The following is a 21,746-nucleotide window of genomic DNA, read 5'->3' on the forward strand; positions in this document are numbered from 1 at the left end:
TTGCTAATAACTACTGAAGTGCGTCTCGCCACCACCCATGAATAAAGATACTACACCGCGTAATTTTAGAAAGGCTAAACTTTTAGTGGTAGAAGATAACCCGGATCATTGGTTTTTAATTGAGTCGGTATTAAAGCAGCAGTTACCGGAGGTAGAAGTGATTTGGATGCCGGATGCTTCACAAACCATGACGTACCTTAATGATTGTAAGTCTAAATTACACGTTCTGCCTAAAGTAATTTTACTGGATTTGTATTTGCCCAGTTCGCAAGAAGGCTTACGTTTACTCCAAACCATAAAATCGAAAAACTCTTCGTTTTATCACATTCCAACCATCGTACTCAGCCACTCCAGTGATGCGACGGACATCAGCCGGTGTTATGAGACGGGCGGAAGTTCGTACATAATAAAACCCACGCTGATTCAGCAGTGGGTTGACTATTTTAAAGAATTTCGGCGGTACTGGTGGAATATCGTTTCTTTACCAGATCCTCAGTATCAATAAGTTCTCAGCTCTTTCACTGAGCCGAGAACTTATACTGACTATCATAGGCCAGGCCCAAACCGACACTCGAAAGTTTGTTTTCATCCGCCAGTGAAGCTTTCGGGAAAAGTCGGCGAAATTCCGATTGAATCAGTGGAACTTCTGTCGAGCCGCCCGTCAAAATGACCAGATCAATCGCTTCGGCCGAAACGCCCGCTGCCTGAAGACAAGCCGTTGCCGCTCCGGAAATTTTCTCAACTTCGTCGGTAATGGCTGATTCGAACTGGGATCGCTGAATGGGAATACTAAAATCTTTTTCCAAAAAGTCAAAGGGCATCTCGTGCTCCGTCAATGACGTGAGAGCGATTTTAGCTTGTTCAGCCGCTGCCAATAGGGTGTGGCCGGACTCTTGTTCGAGTACTTTCAACAGTCGTTGGTAGCGTTTGGGGTCCTGCGATTGCCCCAAAATTTGCCGGGTTTGCATGAGCATTTTCGGCGTATACAGAAAGTTTACCTTACTCCATTCCGCCAGGTCGTGAAAAGGCTTGAGGGGTACATCGAGTTTCTTCTCTCCAAACGTAGTTTTGTACCCCAGTTCGGGCATGATCTCACTTAGACTCAGATCTTTATCAAAGTCGTTGCCACCCACCCGTACGCCCGTATTGGCCAGAATATCCGAGGTACGATCGGCTTTTGTACGGTTTTTGGGTGATAAACGGATGACTGTAAAGTCAGAAGTACCACCACCCAAATCCACTACCAGGGCCAGCTTCTCTTCCGTCAAATTCACTTCGTGAGCAAAGGCGGCGGCGATGGGTTCGTATTGAAAATCAATGTGTTTGAAACCAATGCGTTCGGCGATGGCTTGTAATTCTCGCTGGGCCTGAGCATCCCCCGCGGGGTCATTATCAATAAAATGAACGGGCCGTCCCAGTACCACATGCTCAATGGACTGACCCGCATCTACTTCTGCTTTGTCTTTGAGTTGCAGTAAAAAAGTGGCGATGATGGTGCTGAAATTCATCAGGGTTCCATTCACAAAAGTACCCTGCTTCATAATGGACGTACCCAGCACTCGCTTAAGGCTTCGCATAAAACGGCCTTCCTCCCGATCCAGAAATAACTGAATGGCTTTGCGACCATAATACGTGTGGCGGTCATTGCGGCGATAAAACAAAGCACTCGGAATGGTAACCGATTCATTTTCAACGGGAACCAGATGAATAGTACCCTCGTGGGCTAGGGCAATGCTGGAATTAGACGTGCCAAAGTCAATCCCGCAGGAAATTTGGGTCATAGATAAAAGAATCTCAGTACTAGAAAGAATGGCAGGGAAAAGAAAGTGCCAGAATGTAATCTACTAAATTACAGACGGAAAAGTTCAGGTCAAAGAAAAGAAATGAAAGAGCAATCGAGAAAAGGAGACGGGAGTGGAAGGGTACTTAACAAAAAAATCCCGGTGACAAGCCGGGATTTTTTGTTCCTATTAAAAGAATCCTAATCCATGAACTTGATGGTCGAAACCGTCATCAGGGGTTGGATAGGTTTAGCTGTATCATTCTTGAAAACAAAGTACAAATCGTGTTGACCTTCCGTACTTTTCAGTTTCACCCGAACGGGGGGGCGGTAGAAGGGATCCCGTTTGGCAGGAACCTTACTGCCGGTCTTCGTGGTATCACCGGATTCGAGTTGGGCCATCACTTTTTCCACATCCACCGGGGGAGCCAGCGTTACTTTCGTTTCGCCCAAGAGGGGTCCGGTTGGAGAATCCAGGTGCACTTCAATGGTACCACCCACATTTCCTTCGCGATCCTGAACGGTCGCACCCATTTCCAGTTGTTTCACGCCCGTCAGGTCAATGTTCTTGAAACCAATGAGCGAGTTAGCGTAAGGGATTACGTTGGTACCCTTGCCCATGCCGCGTACTTTCAGGTCAGCACCCTGTACCACGGCGGCTTCGGCGGCATACATTTGCGGACTGTGCAGCACGATGAGTTGCTCAGAAGTCAGCATCGGAATGGTCTTCGCATTGATCGTATTGCCACGGTCGGTATACGCTACGCGAACCAGCACGGAACCCCGGCCGTTATCATCCTTCGGAATTTCCGGGGTGTACTTGCCTTTGGTCGGTAGGGTGCTGTAGGTTTTGGTCGTGACATTGAGAATGTAATTGACAATCACATTCGCGTCCGCTACCGACATCGCCGGGTGACCGGGCATGGCTACCTCACCCCAAACGCCAACACCACCGTTCCGAATTTTCTGTACCAGGCGGTCTTTCTCTTTTTCATCACCTTTGTACTTGTTGGCAATATCCGTAAAGCTCGGACCTACTGATTTCGTACTTACCTGATGACAGACTTTACAATCACTCTGACTGATCAGCGTTTGAGCAACGGCGTACTGGGTCGAAGCATCTACACTCCGTTGACCCTGAATGACTTCCGCGTAATCAAATCCTTCTGACGTATAGTCCATACTTAGAGCTACCCGGGCCGGAGTGATTTTCCCGTCTGCCAGACTTCCATCTTCCTTGTCCGCCACGTTTACTTCATACTGAATCGGCTGATTCGGGAAGAAGAAAGTTTTGTTACCCATGAGATTGATGGCGACTGCCGGAGGTTCATTGCCAGCCGTAATTTTCACCGACTGACTATTCGACGCTCCCTTGGCATCCGTCACGGTAAGGGTTGCCGTGTACACACCCGCTTTGTCAAGCGTGAGGGATGGATTCGCGGTGGTAAATACCTTGGGTGTACCGCCCGCCGAACTTACCTTCCATTGATATTTCAGAGCGTCACCGTCATAGTCTTTGGTACCATCAGCCGAGAGCGTTAGCTTCAGCGGAACGGTTCCGCCTTTTTTACTGGCCGATGCCTGGACGATGGGTTTGCGGTTTCCACTGTTATACTCGATGCGAACCAGCCGGGCGTTGTCACTTTTGCGGAACCAGTTGCTACCGTACTCTAGTACATACATATCACCCTCGGGACCAAACTTCATATCAATTGGTTCAACCGGATGGTAGCTGGGTAGTACCCGTTCCATCGACTGATAATCACCCTGTTCATTCATGGTGATGGCCATAATCCAGCCCCGGGAAAAATCCGTAACAATCCACTTGCCTTCGTAATACGCGGGCCAGGGACGTTTAGCTCCCTTGAAATCCGACTGGTGATAGACCGGTCCGCCGGTCGCACTTCGCGAACCCGTACCCACGAGTGGGAAGGTTTCCGAAACGCCGTAAGGATAGTAAATGAAGTTCGGAGCTACCGCAGGTAATTCCTTCAAACCCGTATTGTTCGGCGAATTATTCACCAATCGTTGCGGGTCTTTCTTCGCCAGTGGTTTATTATTTTCATAATCGTACACCGGAAATGCCTGATCGTTCCCGACAAACCAGGGCCAGCCAAAGTTACCCGGCTTACGAGCCTGGTTTAATTCATCGTAACCGCGAGGCCCAATTTCCGAGTCCTCCGTAGCATCCGGACCCACCTCTCCCCAGTACACGTAACCCGTTTTGCTATCCACCGAAATTCGCCAGGGGTTACGGTGACCCATCGAATAAATTTCTGGACGGGTTTGGGCGGTACCTTTGGGAAACAAGTTTCCGCTAGGAATCGTATAGGTTCCGTTCGCTTCCGGGTGAATGCGAAGAATTTTTCCGCGGAGGTCGTTGGTATTTCCAGCGTGTCCCTGATCGTCCCAGCTACTGCGACCGGGTCGTTCATCGGTTTGAGCCGCTTTCTGGTTCCCGGTATTGTTCCCAACGGTAAGGAATAGGTTGCCCGCTTTGTCCCAGGTCATGCCTCCACCCGTGTGGCAACATACTTCCCGTTGCGTCGGTACCTCAAGCAGTACTTTTTCGGAGTTTTCCTGCAAGTCATCTTCGCCCACTTTCCAGCGAGTTAACAGGTGTTTGTGCTCGGTGGGGTGGGCGTAATACAGGTAGATCCAGTGGTTTTGAGCGAAGTTAGGATCCACGGTCATGCCCATCAGTCCTTCTTCAGCTTCGGTAACTTTCCCTTCTTTACTGGTGTACTTGGTGTTAACCGGAATCGTCGCGAGTAGATCTACCGATTTAGTTTTAGGGTTGTAGCGTTTCAGTCCCCCTTTCCGTTCAATAATGAAAACGGTTCCATCTTTCATGACTTCAAACGTCATCGGCTCATCCAGGTCTTCCACGACGGTTACGGGGGTGAACCGGCTTTCGTCGGGTTTGTCCTGAACGTGCGTGTCCCTGGAAATAAACGAAGCCAAGCCCGCTGCCAGAGCGAGTTGGGCAGCCAGTGTAACCCGCCTATACGTACGGATTCGTTTCATAGATTTTGTCAGTTAAAATGCTGTTTAGAGTTAACAAATACTAGACTTGCGATCGGACGTTAATCGCTATTGAAATGAATAGATAAGTAGTTGCGGAATAGAAAATTAGCCCTTTTTCGATTTACTTTTAATCAATAATGAAGCAAAGATTGACCCGTATCAAACTATTGTATCAATTCGATACAATAATGCAGGTTGCGATTTTTGTTTCCAATTATTTTAATGTATTCTTGGAAAAATTGTAGAAAATAAAGTTGGTATTGGAAGCACCATGAAGTTTGGCGAAAACTGTATTCCTCAAGTATCCATCGATTGCGTCGTTTTTGGTTTTCACGCTCACCAGTTGAAAGTCTTATTACTACGAGTGCGGAGTATGGAATACTATGCACTGCCCGGAGGTTTTGTTGGACAGGAAGAAGATTTGGACGAAGCAGCTCAGCGTGTTTTACAGGAACGTACGGGCCTAACCGAATTGTACCTCGAACAATTTTACACCTTCGGCCAACGCAATCGAGGGGAGATAGAGATGCAGCAAAAACTGGCCGAAGTGAATCAACTCAAATCCGAGGGGTGGTTACAAAAGCGGTTTATTTCAGTAGGCTATTACGCATTGGTTGATTTTTCACTAGTGAAGGCAACACCTGATGAATTATCGGATAGCTGCGATTGGTACGACATCAATCAGCTACCTTTACTGATGATGGACCATCATCAGATGATACAGAAAGCGTTAGATACTTTACGTATTATGCTCGAATATAAGCCTATCGCTTTCAATCTATTACCGGAAAGTTTTACAATTGCTGAGTTACAGCGGGTGTACGAAACAATTTTAGGTAAGGAACTGATTCGTACCAATTTTCAACGCAAAATACTGAATCTGGAAATACTAGAGCGTATTGAAAAAAAGTATACGGGGAGAGCTCACAAAGCTCCGTATGTATACCGATTTAAATCCACAAAAAAACCGCATGAATCGTAGGCGATCCATGCGGTTTTTCTTCGACTAGAAAGTTACTTTTTGAGCGTAATCATAATCACGCCGTTCTTCGCTTTTTCTCCGTACTTTTCTACACCCTTGGCGTCTTTCAAAACGTTGATGCTTTCAATTTTATCGGGACTGATCTTCTCAGCGGATTGCTGATCCATTTCTTTTCCATCAACCAGATACAAAGCGGCGGGAAGTTCTGCTTTTTTCCCAGCTTTCGTACGAACGATTAAGATTCCATTCTCTGCCTTCGTTTTTCCTAATTTTTCAAGTAATTGAACAGGCTCTTTACCGGATTTAAAAACTTCAATAGAAGTGATATCGTCTGGGGATATCTTTTTTTCCAATTGTTCCGCGGTCCACTCTTTCCCATCCACAATAATTAATGGTGTATTCTTTCCAGTCAACTGGATTCGATTGGTGGCATTGGCGGATAAACGACTGTTCTCGTTTATCTGAATTTCTTTACCGGCACTGATTGGAGCAATGTCCGAACGCTTACTGCACGCACTCATTAGTAGGATACCAGCTACTACTAAAATCGGAGAAATTCGCTGTAGTGTATTCATAGCAATAAAAGTAAGGGTTTGAAAATGATTTAAATGTTTGATTCCGAAATTTAAGGAGTAATTCCGAAAATTTCGGAATTACAATGAATTTTTTTACTGCTGGAAAAAAAGGCATAAAAGAAGCACGGATGGATCGCCGTAGAGTTGCAGATTTATCCTGATGAATTAGTTAGAAAAATAGGAGGTATGTAACAGGTCAAAAAAATCACTGGAGAGCCTGGGGTAGGAGCGTACCCGCCGATGAAAAAAGCTTGAGAAAGTAACCTGTATCACCAATCTTCAAATTGGACAAAACAAAGAATAGCTGTACGATAGCTAGACTAAGTTCTTCAAACAAGGGCATTCGTGAGGAAATAAGGGCTTGCATTAAATCCGATGAGAATGCTTTATGCCTTTTATTATAGATAAGCGAGGTAAAATTACAAAATGAGAATGCCGCGAGAATCGCTTATACGCCCTAAATCCCGGATAGAATCGCTCTATCGAAATCTCAGCGACATGGTTTGATTGAAGTTTAGTGCCGTAAGATTCCTTGCACCGTGAGAGGTACGAAAAAGGTATACAGACCTAGTCAGGTTGAGCCAGATCTAAAGTGTTATAGTGTGTGAGTACACTTTGATTGTAGAGCTTTGAGCCTGACCATCTCACATGGAAGAGAACAGAGGTATTACCCTGCATTGTAGGCAGGAACAGGATAATCCTTCATCCGGCGTTGGGGTGCTCGATTGAACAGAGCAGGAGGTCAGATGCCAATCTTTAAAGGTGTATATCTACTAGAGCGTAGTTTCTAATGGGCCTGTTCCATAGTACTGGTTTAAATGAGAAAGGCAGATCAGAATTGGGGCGCCGATTGTTACAAGTTAAGAAGCTGTTCTACTGTGCGGAAAGACCGTTTTTGCTCACCTTGTATTCCCTGGATTTGATAAGGAACTAGGTGCTTGCAAGGGTTAAGTACTGGCTTCGGAAGGGTTCGGTTGAAGAGGCCGACTGGTACAGGTTTCCAAATCTGCACCAGTCACAATCATAAGGCAGCTGCTTAGCTACCGCCACTCCAGTTTAATGTCACCAGCTCGGCATGTCATTCCCAAATTCCTCTGCTGGGATGGCTTAATCTAACAAGGCAGTTATTAATTATTGGGTATTTAATAATTATGGTATAATATAACTATTGTATAATAGATGAATGTATAAAACTTGTAGTATATAAATTATTTTGAATACTCTAGAGTGGCTTGATGGAAGCGTTTGGTAAACCGATCGACGGCATTCCAGCAGGCAGCAGTGGAGCGTTGATTGACCGCAGATTGTGTAATACCCAGCATACCTGATATAGTGACTTCTGTATGCCCTAGTAACTTTAAATACATGATGTCAGCCTGCGGTCCCGTCCAGCGGCTGACGATGGTTTCAAGCAGTACCAAACCTGTATTCAACTCATCGTCGAAAGCCTTCCAGGGAGACTTTACCTCCACGCGATTGGGATGTTTTTTCATACCCGTTAAAAGTTGCTCCGAAGATTGAAAAGCCTCGCCGTCGGATTCGGCAACGTTCGGAGAGCGGTAGGTGATAGTACCCATACCTATGGAAATGCGGGCATCTATTGATTGTCCGGAATAGAAGTCACTCTTTAGATACGCCCGAATCAACAGGGCTACCCGTAAGGACTCGGCGGGTGTATCGACAATCCCTATAAAGCGATCGCCACGAAAGACTTCAAAGGGTAACTTTAGGTTCAATGGATTCTTTCCACCGAGGCGATGAAAGAGATCCTCCAGGTTTTTCTGAAGCTTTTTACGCTCGGGAATTTTTAAGGTTATAGAATCAATCACCTCGCCTGATAATACAGCAGCTATTTTCATAGATCGTTATTTTATCTTCAAATATAAGTCAATTATCTAATATTTCATAATAATAAGTATTAAGTCTTATAATACTAAAAAATTAGATTTAAAGCTAATATTTATGAAATTGAGGATCAATAGTGGTTTTCAATTTTATTTTCGACGTATAGAGGACCGTTGCAAAGAAATCCCCATCCATAGACACTTCTCTACAGGTACGATTTTCTTTGTCTACGAGCTGTCAAACAAACCTATGATTGTCATGAAAACCACAAAAAAAAACAATGTAGCCTCGGTTTCCGAGCAAGATTCTCCTGCTTTGAAAGAACTCTTCGTTGATGGCTTAAAAGATATTTACTGGGCCGAAAAGCATCTAGCCAAAGCCTTAACCAAACTTGCGAAAGCAGCTACGTCCTCTGATTTGAAAACGGCCTTTGAAACGCACAAACAAGAAACTGAAGTGCACGTGGAACGTCTGGAAAAAGTATTTTCCATGATCGATGTGAAGGCAGTCGCTAAGAAATGTGAAGCCATGGAAGGGCTTATCAAGGAAAGCGAAACCATTACCGAAGAAACCGAAAAAGGTACGATGGTTCGTGATTGCGGCCTGATCATGGCAGCTCAGAAAGTAGAGCACTACGAAATTGCGAGCTACGGTAGTCTACGTACGCTGGCCGAAAAATTAGGTTACCCTGAAGTAGCGGATCTGCTACAGACGACTCTAAATGAAGAGGGAGAGACCGATAAAAAGCTGACCGTCATTGCCGAAGAGTACGTTAACGAAGAAGCTGCGACGGAAGCGTAATAGTAAATAGTTTTTTAATACAATATATATTGTATGTAGAAAAAGCGGTATCCTACAAGGTATCGCTTTTTCATTTACTTTTGTCCCACACGAACAGCGTCATTTACTTCCATGAAAAAGATTATTCTATGGTGCTCGCTTCTGGCGGCAACCGTGAGTTTAACTCGTTGCGGCGTTAACAAGCAAATTGCCGAGGCAAAAGCCCTGGGAAATTGCCGATACGACATCGTCTCTGCCGACAGCATTTACCTGGCCGGCATTCCGATCCGCGAGTTGAAAAGCTTTGAAGCTCTGAACCCTTTGAAATACCCGCAGTTGAGTGCAGCATTACTCCGACAGAATGTACCCTTGGATGCTCGGGTCAATCTGGATATTCGGAATCCCTCGGGAAAAATGGCGGGTATCAATCAGCTTGAATATAAAGTATTGTTGACTGGACAGGAGCTAGCCACGGGTTTTATCAATCAGCGGATTGCCGTAGCTCCGGGCGGTCGCACGACGATTCCCATCCACGTATCGGCCAATGCTTTTCAGTTATTGTCAGACGCTAAGACGCGTGATTCCTTTATCCAGTTCGTGCAAAACCTGGCGGGTAATAAGTCAAGCCAGCCTAGTAAGCTGACCATCCGGATCAAACCTACGCTGTCGCTGGGTAACAAGCAGGTGAACTATCCCGGTTACATTACCATCGACCAAGAAGTAACGAATAAAATTCTGGTGGGCCGCTGATCGGTCTGATCATCCAGATAACGAAAGGGTAGAGCCAGGCTCTGCCCTTTTGTGTATCCATTAAAGCGAAGCAGCGTGACCATGAATCGTAGGTTTTTAGAAAGCTTTCAAAACTTTCTGCAAGAGGAAACGCCTCAGGAGAATTGGCAGAAAGTTGATGAGGTGATCTATGAAAATCAAACCCGCCGACTAGCCGTAGCCTTACGGAAAGAAGCAGATCCAATTGTACTTTTACAAGATTCTGAACGGTACGAAACCCGCGGCTGGCAATTGGTTCAGCTCTGGGAAGACGTATGGGTGACGCAACAAACCCTGGTTGAAAGTCGCCTGAAATCTTTAGTCGGTATTTCGCAACGCATACCCGCCCGACTGACGCTTATTCAGCCCATAACACCCGCTTTTTTTCAGGAATTTCTATCCCAGAATCATCTGCAAATTCCAGTGAAATGTGCGTTTCGATACGGCTTATTTTTGAAGGAAATGCATCAGAACGAACCGTTTTTAAACGATCCTACGATTGTTAACGATTGTGTAGCCGTAGCCGGATTTGGTCCCGTACGGCCCATGCCAAGTCGGGGTAATGACTATTATTCGGGCGAGTTAATTCGCTTTGCCAATGTGCGAAATCATACGGTAGTGGGGGGGCTGGATAAACTACTTAAAGCCTTTTTAGGGGAACATCCCATGCAGGATCTGATGACTTACGCGGACCGTGACTGGTCGACGGGAAAAAGCTACGAACGACTGGGGTTTGAACGCGTCAGTACCACGCCGCCGCAAGAACTCTGGCTCGATCCTGACGCGTTGATACGCTACTATCCGCACCGAGTTAAAGGCGAAAAACCCAGTCACTGGCGGTCGATTTTTAATACTGGAAATTACAAATACATCAAAAAACTGTAGCCGTCGTTTCGACGCATAGAATAGTTTGTATGCAGACACCAATCGTAGTACTGGGCCCTACGGCCTCTGGTAAAACCAGATTGGCCGTAGCCTTAGCCACGGAATTTGAAGGAGAAATTATCAGCGTTGATTCAAGGCAGGTATACCGAACTATGGACATTGGAACGGGAAAAGACCTGTCTGAGTATGGTACGATACCCTATCATCTCATTGATATTATTGAGGCCGGTAAGGCGTATAATCTGTACGAATTTCAGAAGGATTTTAAAGTAGTATATGAAGAAATACAGCGCCGGAATAAACGACCCATCTTATGCGGAGGTACGGGGTTGTATCTGGAAGCGATACTGAAAAATCACGCGTTTACCGCCATTCCTAATGATCCGGAATTACGAGAGCAGTTAAGTACGAAAAGCGATGAAGCCCTGCGTGAACACTTTCAGCAGCTTGATTCGCCGTATCACGCCGTAGCTGATTTGTCGACGCGTAAACGTACCCTGCGAGCCATTGAAATTGCGACGTACCTGCAGCAATTTCCCTTCGCTATTTCCGAAGAAAAACCCGCGTTAAATCCGCTGGTACTGGGTTTAAACCCGCCGGTTGAAATTCGGAGAGAGCGAATTACCAAACGCTTACACGAGCGTTTGCAAAACGGTATGATTGAAGAAGTACAGGGCTTACTGGATCAGGGAATTGCGGCAGACCAGTTAATCTACTACGGTCTGGAATATAAATTCATTACGGAATACTTGTCCGGCGTATGGGACTACGAAACCATGGTTGAACGACTCAATGTAGCGATTCACCAATACGCTAAACGACAAATGACCTTCTTCCGCAAAATGGAACGCGATAACTTACGCATTCATTGGCTAACGGACTCTTTCGAAGAACAGTTACTACAGGCCCGGCAGTGGGTGGAAGAAAAAAAGAATCGGATCGATTAAGGCTTTTATCCCGGTGGGAATACCCTGATCGATCCGATTCTATAGACCTAGTGCTTACTTAACGAACGACTTTAAAACACCGTCAGTATTGATAATGGATGTCAATTCGGCATACGGAATCAACAGCTCCGTGGGCCCTTCGGCGTAGGCTTTAATTTCGTACGGGTTGTAGCGAAACAATAGGCCTTCCGGACGAATGCTGAAATTATCGTTCAGGGCAAAAGCATTGTTTTCAAAAAAGTATTTTTCACCGTACGGATCACCTGCTTTCAGGCCTTCCTGCGTACGGAATAATTTCTCCGCCGTGGCCGCTAAGGTCTTCTCATAACCGGGCTTAAATAGTTCGTTCAATGTCAGTTGATGTCCTTTAGGTGTCAGGTTTACGTAAACCAGATTTGTGTTGGGATGAGCACCGCCCGAGTAGTTGTAGGTAAGCGTAGCCGCAGCGATACACTGGGGCGTTTGGTGGAGAACCTGCGTCCGGATGTCCGTTTCCCAGGCACTGCCCATGACGGGCTCATTGGGGAAGCGTTTCCGCTGATCGGCAATGAACGTATCGAAATCTTTGACGAAATCCTGAACGACCTGCGTAGGGGAAGCCTTCGCCTGAGCGGCCGTAGCATCGGGATTGTCGAGGTAGCCCGAGGCCGCTACCGAGTGTCGGAGAAGCGAATCCGTCAGGACCTGATTGCCTTCAAAAACCGGGTAGGTGAACTGAGCACGAGCACAGAGCGAGTCGGGGCGTACACAAAGCTGACTGCGAACGGAATCGCCCTTAATGGTGTACGCAAGGGTATCAGCTCCAGCGACCGATTGTTGCTCCGGTTTTTTCGATTCACAGGCCGCTAACAGCAGCAACAGGGGGAAGAAAAGGGAAACTTGTTTCATTACTAGAAAAGGGGATTGGGAATACAAGACTACCGAATTCAAAAAAAGGATGCAAGCAATAAAGAATCGGGATTGATTTTTAAGTAGTCCCCCTCTCTGGTTTCGGGAGAAGGGGACTGGGTGCTTAGGCTTTTTCCGCCCAGATCTGAGCGAGGTTAACGATGACTTCCACGGCTTTCTCCATATCCTGCCGGGATACCCATTCGTGGCGGGAGTGGAACGCGTGTTCGCCCGCGAAAAGGTTGGGGCAGGGCAGTCCCATAAAGGAAAGCCGCGAGCCGTCCGTACCCCCTCGGATGCTCATTTGGCGGGCCGCAATACCGCTGCGTTCAATGGCTTCTACCGCGTATTGAGCTACCTGCGGGTATTGATCGAGTACCTCTTTCATATTGCGGTACTGTTCAATCACCTTGAAATCTGCCGCTGAATTCGGGTACTGAGCCAGTACTTCCTCGGTCAGTTGTTTCAGAAAGGCTTCCTTTTCGTGTAGACCCGCTTCGGCGAAGTCCCGGATGATGAGTTCTACTTCGGCTTCCTCCACGGTACCGTGCAGATAAGTTGGGTGTACGAAACCCTCTTTGTCTTCGGTCGTTTCCGGAGAGAGGTGATCCTTGGGTAAGCGGGCTACCAGCTCCGAAGCGATTTTAATGGCACTTTCCATACGTCCTTTGGCAAAGCCGGGGTGCTGACTTACACCCTGAATGCGAATATGCACGGCGTCGGCCGAGAAGGTTTCGTCTTCCAGCGAGCCCAGTGTTTCGCCGTCGATGGTATAGCCGAAATCCGCACCCAGTTTTTCCAGGTCCACCTTGGCCGTACCCCGACCGATTTCTTCGTCGGGCGTAAAAAGGATTTTTATCGTTCCGTGTTCGAGTTCGGGATGGGAAATCAGGTAATGCACCGCATCCATGATTTCAGCCACACCGGCCTTATTGTCCGCTCCGAGCAGCGTGGTTCCGGAAGCCGTGATGAGGTCGTTTCCGATCTGGTCTTTCAGGTCGGGATGATCGCTCATGCGGATGATCTGGGCAGGATCGTCGGGTAGAACCAGATCTGAGCCGTCGTAGCGGGTATGAACGATGGGCTTCACGTTGGCCCCCGAACAATCGGGTGAGGTATCCACGTGCGAGCAAAAGCAAATCACGGGGACGCCCGTTTTGGCGGTGGTGGCGGGCAGCGTCGCGTACACATAGCCATAATCGTCGAGTTCGACCTCCGTAACACCCATCTGCTGCAATTCCTGCACCAGTACGCGACTCAAGTCTTTTTGCTTTTCGGTCGAAGGGTAGGTCTCGGAATGCGGATCAGACTGGGTGTCGATCTGTACGTAACGCAAAAAACGTTCGGTTACGGTAAAAGAATAAGGACTTAAAGGCATTGATAGTCAAACGAATAAAGGTTTTGTACAAAACAATATAGCAAATTAGCAAGTTTTTTTGGGGAATGAAGGCGGCTTTTTTCCCGCATTCAAATTTATTTTTGTGCCGGGTGAAGGGTTTTTGTGTATTTTCGCTGTCATCAAAACGTTGCCTCTCCTCATACTGGCCGTTGCCAAACAAATTTTTGCTTTATGTCTGATTTTGCAGAACTCTCCGTAGAAGGTAAGAAGGTTCAACTTCCCATTGTCGTTGGAACTGAGGCTGAAAAAGCCGTAGATATTAGTAAACTCCGCGATGAAACGGGTTTCGTCACGCTGGATTCCGGGTACAAAAATACCGGAGCAACCAAAAGTGCGATTACTTTTCTGGACGGTGAAAAAGGTATTCTGAATTACCGTGGATACAGTATTGAAGATTTAGCGGCTAAAGCGACTTTTCTCGAGGTCGCTTATTTGCTTATTTACGGGGAGTTACCCACCCAGGAGCAATACGCTGAGTTTGAAGACTCCATCCGTCGCCACACGATTGTAAACGAAGGCGTACGGGCCATTTTCGATAATTTCCCCGTAAACGCTCACCCGATGGCTACGTTGTCATCGCTGGTAAGTGCCCTGAGTGCGTTCTATCCGGATTCGTACGACGAAAAAGGAAAAGACGATCGTCACATCATTCGTTTGCTGGCTAAGTTGCCGACCATCGCTTCCTGGAGCTATAAGAAAGCTCAGGGACACCCAGTGAACTACCCCAAAAACGATCTCGACTACTGCTCGAACTTCCTGAACATGATGTTCTCGCTACCCGTTGAGAAATACGAGGTAGATCCCGTAGTTGCTTCTGCTCTGAACACGCTGCTGATTCTGCACGCGGATCACGAACAAAACTGCTCGACATCTACGGTACGTCTGGTAGGTTCTTCGCAGGCTAACCTGTACTCATCGATCTCTGCTGGCATCAGTGCCCTGTGGGGACCCCTGCACGGTGGTGCGAACCAGGAAGTGATCGAAATGCTGGAAGCCATCAAGGCCGACGGTGGCGATGTAAGCAAATATATCGACATGGCGAAGAATGCCAAGACGACGGGCTTCCGTCTGTTTGGTTTCGGCCACCGGGTATACAAAAACTTCGACCCCCGGGCTAAGATTATCAAGAAAGCAGCCGACGACGTGCTGACGAAACTGGGCGTTAATGATCCCGTACTGGAAATCGCCAAAGGACTCGAAGAGGCCGCTCTGAACGACGAATACTTCGTAGCTCGCAAGCTGTACCCGAACGTCGATTTCTACTCCGGAATCATCTACCGGGCCCTCGGTATTCCGACGAATATGTTTACGGTGATGTTCGCCATTGGCCGTCTGCCGGGCTGGATTGCTCAGTGGAAAGAAATGCGGGCGATGAAAGAACCCATCGGTCGTCCCCGTCAGATTTACACGGGAGCTACCCTGCGTGATTTCGTTCCCATGGAACAACGCTAATCATACGATTTTCAAAATGTGGGCACGTCCCACATTTTTTATGCTTTTTACTTTTTCATGGCTTTTATGGGAAAGGCTTTCTCGGTTCGGGAAAGCCTTCTTTGATTTCCGGGGTCAAAGTCGGGTAGCCTGCCTGACTACGCACAGCCAAATTTTTGAAAAGTCATTCCGCTGAAATTCCAAAGGTTGTTTTGGCCCGTGTCGGTACAGTGTTTTACGGGCCAATTGTATTCTTAAAACCACCAAATGCACTTTTTTAAGGCATTGAACGGGGGGAGAAAGAATGCAAAAATTTCAAACCGCCCAGCGGACAAATCTAGTACCTTAGCGGTTTAAGGCGTCTGTATAAATCAATCGAAAGACGCTCATTCAACAACAAACGTAGTAATGGAAGAGAAAAAAAATCTTCGCCGTCAGGACGCTCTGGATTACCACTCTAAGGGTCGTCCGGGAAAAATTGAAGTAGTTACGACGAAAGAAACGGCCACGCAACGCGACCTTTCCCTGGCGTATTCGCCGGGAGTAGCCGAGCCCTGTCTGGCCATTGCCGAAAATCCGGAAGATGTTTATAAATACACCGCCAAGGGTAACCTGGTAGCGGTGATTTCCAACGGTACGGCCGTGCTGGGTCTGGGCGATATTGGTCCGGAAGCCGGCAAACCCGTGATGGAAGGAAAAGGTCTGCTATTCAAAATCTACGCGGACATTGACGTTTTCGACATTGAACTCAATACCAAAGACGTCGATGAGTTTGTTCGGACGGTAAAAATTCTCGAACCTACCTTCGGAGGCGTGAACCTGGAGGACATCAAGGCTCCGGAATGTTTTGAAATCGAAGATCGGTTGCGGAAGGAGTTGAAAATTCCGGTAATGCACGACGATCAGCACGGTACGGCCATCATCTCTGGTGCGGCCCTGCTGAATGCTTTAGAAATCGTTGGGAAGAACATTCAGGACGCCAAATTTATTGTGAGTGGAGCCGGAGCCGCGGCCATTTCCTGTACGCAGATGTACGTGCAACTGGGAGCCCGCAAAGAGAACATCACCATGTTCGATAAGGACGGTGTCATTTGTCTGGAACGTACCAACCTGTTTGGCAAGCAAAAGGATTTTGCCGTTCCCACGCACATCACGATGGCTGAGGCCATTAAAGGTGCCGACGTATTCATCGGACTGAGTGCGGCAAACGTGCTTTCGCAGGACATGATACGCAGCATGGCGGACAATCCGATCGTATTCGCGATGGCGAACCCGACACCGGAAATCAGCTATGAAGACGCTACCGCCGCTCGTCCGGATATTATCATGGCCACCGGACGCAGTGACTACCCCAACCAGGTAAATAACGTACTGGGTTTCCCGTTCATTTTCCGGGGTGCCCTCGACGTACGGGCTACGGGTATCAACGAAGCCATGAAAATGGCCGCTACGTACGCTCTGGCTGAACTGGCGAAAGAACCCGTCCCAGATATTGTCAATATCGCTTACAACGAAAAGAATCTAACCTTTGGCCGGACGTATATCATTCCGAAGCCCATGGACCCTCGTTTGCTGACGACCGTAGCTCCGGCCGTGGCGAAAGCCGCGATGGAATCAGGACTGGCGACGCAACCCATTGAGGACTGGGAAGCCTACGAGCAGGTATTGGCCAAACGCCTGGGTCAGGATAACCAGTTGACGCGGGCCATTGTCAACAAAGCCAAGAAGGATCCTAAGAAAGTCGTATTTGCCGATGCCGAAAGTCAGACGGTACTCAAAGCCGTACAGCAGGTATACGACGATGGCATTTGCGAACCGATTCTGTTAGGAAACCGGGCTCGGATCGAAAAGATGATCAAAGAAGACCGACTGGAGCTGGAAGGTGTACAGATCATCGATCCGAAAGCCGACGACGTGCAACCGCTGGCTCGTGAATTTGCGAATGCCTACTACGAAAAACGGAAACGCCGGGGCGTAAGTCCCGCCGATGCCGAACAGATCATGCTGCGTCGGACGTATTTCGGAGCCATGATGGTAGAAACGGGTAAGGCTGATTGTTTGATTTCGGGTCTGACGCGGAACTATCCGGATACTGTTCGCCCGGCCCTTCAGGTGATTGGACGGCAGGAAGGCATTAAAAAGGTATCAGGTATGTACATCCTGCTTACTAAAAAGGGCCCCCTGTTCCTTTCCGATACCACGGTAAACTTTAATCCTTCGGTAACTGAACTGGTAGAGATTGCTGAACTAACGGCTATTTCCGTGGAAAGTCTGGGTATTAAGCCCCGCATCGCGTTATTGACGTACTCCAACTACGGTACCGCCGATGGGGAAGACGCCGAGAAAATGCGACAGGCGACGGCCATTCTACGCGGTAAACATCCTGACTGGGTGGTAGAAGGGGAAATGCAGGCTCACCTGGCCTTTAATACAGAATTGGTGAAGCAACAGTATCCCTTCTCTGATTTAGCCGAAGAAGGAGCAAACGTGCTTATTTTCCCGAACCTTTCGGCGGCGAACATTGCTTATAACTTATTGAAAGAGGTCGGCGAACTCGAATACATCGGTCCCGTACTCTTGGGTCTGAAGAAACCCGTACACGTCCTCCAGTTAGGAAGTACGGTTCGCGAGATCGTTAACATGGTGGCGATTGCCGTGGCTCAGGCTCAATAATTTTGATTGTATTTAGGAACGGGGTGATGATCCAACCATCACCCCGTTCTTTTCCAACCAACCAATCCGTATGAAAGACCTCTTTTCCAAACAATCGGATGCTTACGCGAAATACCGTCCTACGTATCCTACTGAACTATTCGAATTTATTTTGAAGTACGTACCGGGTCGGGAAGCCGCCTGGGATTGTGCTACGGGCAATGGACAGGTAGCCGTAGCTCTGGCCGATTACTTTGAACGCGTCGAAGCTACCGACATTAGCGAACAGCAACTGGCTCAGGCCGAGCCCGCTCAACGCGTACATTACCAAGTAAGCCGGGCGGAAGAGACAACCTTTCCTGCTGAGTCCTTCAATTTGGTTACCGTAGGGCAGGCTTTACACTGGTTCAATTTTGAAACTTTTCACTCGGAGGTAAAACGAGTACTTAAACCCGGGGGCGTACTGGCCGTCTGGGGATACGAGTTACTGGAGATCAGTCCAGAGATCGATCCCCTTATTCTTGATTTTTATACGACGGTGGTAGGACCCTACTGGGCTCCCGAGCGGCATCATATTCAGGAAAAATACACGAAGATTCCTTTCCCGTATCAGGAAGTGCAGGTTCCCGTTTTCTCTATGATCAAACACTGGAGTCTAGAGGAACTGTCCGGTTATTTTAGCTCTTGGTCGAGTGTACAGGCGTACAAGGAAGCCAATGGCGAAGATCCGGTTCCTGAACTCATCGATCAGATTAGTCCGTTGTGGGACGTTGATCAGGTACAGGAAATCGAGTTTCCCATCTTCATGCGATTAGGTATCAACGCCTGATGTAAAGCATACAGGTAACAAAAAAGCCCTCAACGTGTAGCGTTGAGGGCTTTTTATATAATGGCTCTGTTCGTTATTCCAAAGACTTCACTAATGCAGAACTAACCTTCAACACTGTACCATGCCGGATTCCTTTGGGAAATTCCACCTGATCGGATACATCTTCCCAGTGTTCCAGGTCTTTGGAGCGAATGGCCCCGTATTTGTGTTCGGTATACTTGTCGAAATACACGTACACATACGCACCGATTTGCACCGCGGTCGGACCTTCTGCCCAGTAGTTTCCCGTAATCGGAGCCGAAACTTCGGTCGGGTACGGCCCTGTGGCGTTACGCGATTTAGTGATGCGGATATTCTTCTCGGCGGGTTTCGGGTTTTCGTTTTTCAGGAACATGTAATACCACTTGCCTTTCTTTAAAAGCGTGGCATCAATCACGCTAAAGGTCGGATTGAAGAAAAGCTTCGTATCACTGAACGTTTTAAAATCGCGGGTGGTGACGTAGTAAATCCGGTGGTTGAGGCCCTTTTCCCGTTCCGACTCGGCTACATCCGAATGACGTCCGGGGATGGTCGTAGCCCAGTAGATGATAAACTGCTTCGCCTGATCGTCGTAGAATACTTCTGGAGCCCAGCTGTTCTTGGCCGTAGGTTCGTGCGTCATGACCGGAATGGCCTGTTGAGCGGACCAGTTTTTTAAATCTTTCGAGGAGGCATAGCCGATGATCTGGTCATTCCAGCCGGAGGTCCAGACCATATGAAAGGTTTGGTCCGGTCCCTGAATGACACAAGGGTCCCGCATGAGTTTATCTTTTCCGACTTCGGGTGTCAGGTACGAGGCTCCGTTACGGAGCGATTTCCAGTGCAGGCCATCGGTACTACTGGCCCAGTGCAAGCCGTCCTGACCATTATCGGTAAAGTAAGCAAAGAGATACGACTGAGCCTGAACCGTTAGACTGAACAGCCAGAAGCCGCAACTAAGAAGGGTACGCATAGATGTGTTGAAAAACGATGAATCAGAGAATGCCTCTGTTAAAGGGGACGGAAGTTTACGCAGAAATCCCTATTTTTCCGTACCTAAGATACTGGTATGATTTCATTAGAGAGTCAGCGTATCCTCTGATTGTCCGGCGGGCTGGGTTCATAAAGGCTAAAAAGAAATTCCATACGAGCCCTCTGCCGGAAGTCAGCACTGCGAACCCTGCTTGATTCCATCAACCATGAGTACCCCGAGTCAACCGAAACAAAATCTTCTTAAAAAAATCACCCATCAGGACGTCGAAAGTGCGGCTCTGCCCACCCTTGGTGTGTTTGTGGGTCTGCTGCTCGCTCAGATTCCGTTTTTCGGCCCTTTTGCCGGATTCATCGTCATGGTGATGCAGTGTTTGATGAATGTGCGTCCGAAGGGTACCTATAAAGAACGCTTACAGATTTTGAGCTACGTACTGCTGATTCTCTTGGGAACAACCCTCTGGGGGATCATTGGCACGTATCATTGGGTGAATGTCGTGCTGGGAGTTATCCTGCTGTCGGTGGCCCTGAGCTACTGGCGGCATTTTTTTCCGGACGACTGGCGAAGCATCAATGCCCCCGCCGCGGCTCTGTACTTCTTTTCACTAGCCGTCAAAGCCAACGAAATAGCCGTGGTAGCCGTATTGATCAGCGGAGTTCTGGCTATCCTGTTGCAGGCCCTGATGTGGCGGGTCTGGCCTTCCGCTTTTGAAAACCGATCGCCACTCATGCGACTGCGTAGTCGCCGGGCCCGCAAGCGTACCCATAAGCTGGATCTGTCGGTGGCTTCACTGAAACCGGACCTATGGCGGTATACCTTCCGCTTAGCTTTTCTACTGGTACTGAGCGTTTGGCTCATCAGCTATACGCATTCCTTTCATGCCTACTGGATTCCCCTGACGATTGTGATTGTCTTGCAGGACAATCACAGCGATACCCTCAAGCGGGTGGGGGGGCGAATCCTGGGAACCTTCATTGGAAGCATCATCGGGAGTTTTATCCTGGTGCTCCATCCCGAACCCGTCCTGGGCATGCCCTTACTGATTCTGTGCATGTTTACGTTCCTGTTAATCGTTAAACACAATTATCCAGTCGCCTGTATTTTCCTGACCATATACATTATCCTGCTGATTGGCCAGCAAACTACGCATTCGTTTACGGTGGCCATTGAACGCAGTTTATTTACGCTGGTGGGTGGTTTTCTGGTGTTCATTAGTTCGTTTATCCTGTTTTGGAATCGAAAACAGATACAATCTTCCTGAAGAAAACTGAACTTTAGGATAGACAACCGCCGTTACGGTATCTTTGTGAAAAGAATCGATGATGACTATGCCCCAAGTGCTTACCCCCGCTACGACACTACCCGTGATGGAATCCTTTTATACGCTGCAGGGCGAAGGCTTTCACGCGGGAAAATCCGCTTATTTTATTCGTCTGGGCGGTTGTGAAGTGGGTTGCCACTGGTGTGATGTGAAAGAAAGCTGGGATGCCAGCCTGCATCCTTCCTTTGGTATTGACTCCATTGTTGCGGGTGCTCTTCAGTACCCCGGACGGATGGCCGTGATTACCGGCGGCGAACCGCTCATGCATGACTTGACGGACTTAACCGCTGCTCTCCAAATCGCCGGATTCCAGACCAATATCGAAACCTCCGGCGTGTACGCCGTGACGGGTTCCTGGGACTGGATCTGTTTTTCCCCGAAAAAATTCAAGGAACCGCATTCCGATATTTATGAGCGGGCTGACGAGCTAAAAGTAATTATCTATAACAAATCGGATTTTGAATTTGCCGAGGAACATGCCTCGCGGCTTCAAACGGATGCCCAGCTCTTGTTGCAACCCGAATGGAGTAAACGTGACGTGATGCTGCCCCAAATCATTGACTACGTCAAGGACAATCCAAAGTGGCGGGTTTCGTTACAAACGCATAAGTACATGAATATTCCGTAA

The 21,746-nt window shown here is 47.9% G+C and carries 18 protein-coding genes; 11 read left to right on the forward strand and 7 right to left on the reverse strand.

Annotated elements, in window-relative coordinates; translation table 11 throughout:
• The first annotated feature begins 37 nt into the window (after nt 1–37).
• The gene (locus C5O19_RS09040) at nt 38–505 is read left to right on the forward strand and encodes a response regulator (protein WP_104711489.1); all 468 of its coding nucleotides are present in this window, start codon (nt 38–40) and stop codon (nt 503–505) included.
• A 13-nt stretch (nt 506–518) separates the two neighbouring features.
• Here C5O19_RS09040 and C5O19_RS09045 read toward each other — a convergent pair whose 3' ends face one another.
• Both C5O19_RS09045 and C5O19_RS09050 read right to left on the reverse strand, forming a co-directional pair.
• Nucleotides 519–1,781: an Hsp70 family protein gene (locus tag C5O19_RS09045; RefSeq protein WP_104711491.1), complete on the reverse strand. Its 1,263-nt coding sequence runs from the start codon at nt 1,779–1,781 to the stop codon at nt 519–521.
• A 200-nt stretch (nt 1,782–1,981) separates the two neighbouring features.
• On the reverse strand, nt 1,982–4,807 hold the full coding sequence (locus C5O19_RS09050; protein ID WP_104711493.1) for a PQQ-dependent sugar dehydrogenase: 2,826 nt from the start codon (nt 4,805–4,807) through the stop codon (nt 1,982–1,984).
• A 271-nt stretch (nt 4,808–5,078) separates the two neighbouring features.
• Here C5O19_RS09050 and C5O19_RS09055 point away from each other — a divergent pair, with 271 nt between their 5' ends.
• Entirely contained in the window at nt 5,079–5,789 is a 711-nt protein-coding gene (locus C5O19_RS09055) for an NUDIX hydrolase (RefSeq protein ID WP_104711495.1), read from the forward strand.
• Between the two features lie 32 nt (nt 5,790–5,821).
• Here C5O19_RS09055 and C5O19_RS09060 read toward each other — a convergent pair whose 3' ends face one another.
• A complete protein-coding gene (locus C5O19_RS09060) occupies nt 5,822–6,364 on the reverse strand; it encodes a SusC/RagA family TonB-linked outer membrane protein (RefSeq protein WP_133163333.1) in 543 nt (180 codons plus the stop codon).
• 1,208 nt (nt 6,365–7,572) lie between these two features.
• On the reverse strand, nt 7,573–8,223 hold the full coding sequence (locus tag C5O19_RS09065; RefSeq protein WP_104711497.1) for a hypothetical protein: 651 nt from the start codon (nt 8,221–8,223) through the stop codon (nt 7,573–7,575).
• Between the two features lie 244 nt (nt 8,224–8,467).
• Between C5O19_RS09065 and C5O19_RS09070 the strand changes: the two genes are divergently transcribed.
• The 4 genes from C5O19_RS09070 to miaA all read left to right on the forward strand — a co-directional run bounded on the left by C5O19_RS09070 (nt 8,468) and on the right by miaA (nt 11,589).
• The gene (locus C5O19_RS09070; protein ID WP_104714016.1) at nt 8,468–9,010 is read left to right on the forward strand and encodes a YciE/YciF ferroxidase family protein; all 543 of its coding nucleotides are present in this window, start codon (nt 8,468–8,470) and stop codon (nt 9,008–9,010) included.
• A 111-nt stretch (nt 9,011–9,121) separates the two neighbouring features.
• A complete protein-coding gene (locus tag C5O19_RS09075) occupies nt 9,122–9,739 on the forward strand; it encodes an LEA type 2 family protein (RefSeq protein ID WP_104711499.1) in 618 nt (205 codons plus the stop codon).
• Nucleotides 9,740–9,820: 81 nt separating this feature from the next.
• Nucleotides 9,821–10,642 carry a hypothetical protein gene (locus C5O19_RS09080; protein WP_104711501.1) on the forward strand — a complete coding sequence of 274 codons (822 nt, stop codon included), beginning with the start codon at nt 9,821–9,823 and terminating at the stop codon, nt 10,640–10,642.
• A gap of 29 nt (nt 10,643–10,671) precedes the next feature.
• Complete coding sequence (miaA, locus tag C5O19_RS09085) at nt 10,672–11,589, forward strand: tRNA (adenosine(37)-N6)-dimethylallyltransferase MiaA (protein ID WP_104711503.1); 918 nt, start codon at nt 10,672–10,674, stop codon at nt 11,587–11,589.
• 54 nt (nt 11,590–11,643) lie between these two features.
• On the opposite strand, the gene C5O19_RS09090 is transcribed toward miaA, so the two are convergent.
• Nucleotides 11,644–12,477 carry a DUF3298 and DUF4163 domain-containing protein gene (locus tag C5O19_RS09090; RefSeq protein ID WP_104711505.1) on the reverse strand — a complete coding sequence of 278 codons (834 nt, stop codon included), beginning with the start codon at nt 12,475–12,477 and terminating at the stop codon, nt 11,644–11,646.
• Between the two features lie 124 nt (nt 12,478–12,601).
• Complete coding sequence (gene pepT, locus C5O19_RS09095; protein ID WP_104711508.1) at nt 12,602–13,855, reverse strand: peptidase T; 1,254 nt, start codon at nt 13,853–13,855, stop codon at nt 12,602–12,604.
• Between the two features lie 192 nt (nt 13,856–14,047).
• Here pepT and C5O19_RS09100 point away from each other — a divergent pair, with 192 nt between their 5' ends.
• The 3 genes from C5O19_RS09100 (at nt 14,048) to C5O19_RS09110 (ending at nt 18,788) form a co-directional block, all read left to right on the forward strand.
• The gene (locus tag C5O19_RS09100) at nt 14,048–15,328 is read left to right on the forward strand and encodes a citrate synthase (RefSeq protein WP_102199777.1); all 1,281 of its coding nucleotides are present in this window, start codon (nt 14,048–14,050) and stop codon (nt 15,326–15,328) included.
• 387 nt (nt 15,329–15,715) lie between these two features.
• Nucleotides 15,716–17,980: an NADP-dependent malic enzyme gene (locus C5O19_RS09105; RefSeq protein ID WP_104711510.1), complete on the forward strand. Its 2,265-nt coding sequence runs from the start codon at nt 15,716–15,718 to the stop codon at nt 17,978–17,980.
• A 70-nt stretch (nt 17,981–18,050) separates the two neighbouring features.
• Nucleotides 18,051–18,788: a class I SAM-dependent methyltransferase gene (locus C5O19_RS09110; RefSeq protein WP_104711513.1), complete on the forward strand. Its 738-nt coding sequence runs from the start codon at nt 18,051–18,053 to the stop codon at nt 18,786–18,788.
• A 73-nt stretch (nt 18,789–18,861) separates the two neighbouring features.
• Here C5O19_RS09110 and C5O19_RS09115 read toward each other — a convergent pair whose 3' ends face one another.
• The gene (locus tag C5O19_RS09115) at nt 18,862–19,779 is read right to left on the reverse strand and encodes a glycoside hydrolase family 43 protein (RefSeq protein WP_104711515.1); all 918 of its coding nucleotides are present in this window, start codon (nt 19,777–19,779) and stop codon (nt 18,862–18,864) included.
• A 226-nt stretch (nt 19,780–20,005) separates the two neighbouring features.
• Between C5O19_RS09115 and C5O19_RS09125 the strand changes: the two genes are divergently transcribed.
• Nucleotides 20,006–21,058: an FUSC family protein gene (locus C5O19_RS09125; RefSeq protein ID WP_104711518.1), complete on the forward strand. Its 1,053-nt coding sequence runs from the start codon at nt 20,006–20,008 to the stop codon at nt 21,056–21,058.
• A gap of 58 nt (nt 21,059–21,116) precedes the next feature.
• Nucleotides 21,117–21,746: a 7-carboxy-7-deazaguanine synthase QueE gene (locus C5O19_RS09130; protein ID WP_243406363.1), complete on the forward strand. Its 630-nt coding sequence runs from the start codon at nt 21,117–21,119 to the stop codon at nt 21,744–21,746.

It is taken from the genome of Siphonobacter curvatus, from assembly GCF_002943425.1.
Lineage (GTDB): Bacteria > Bacteroidota > Bacteroidia > Cytophagales > Spirosomataceae > Siphonobacter > Siphonobacter curvatus.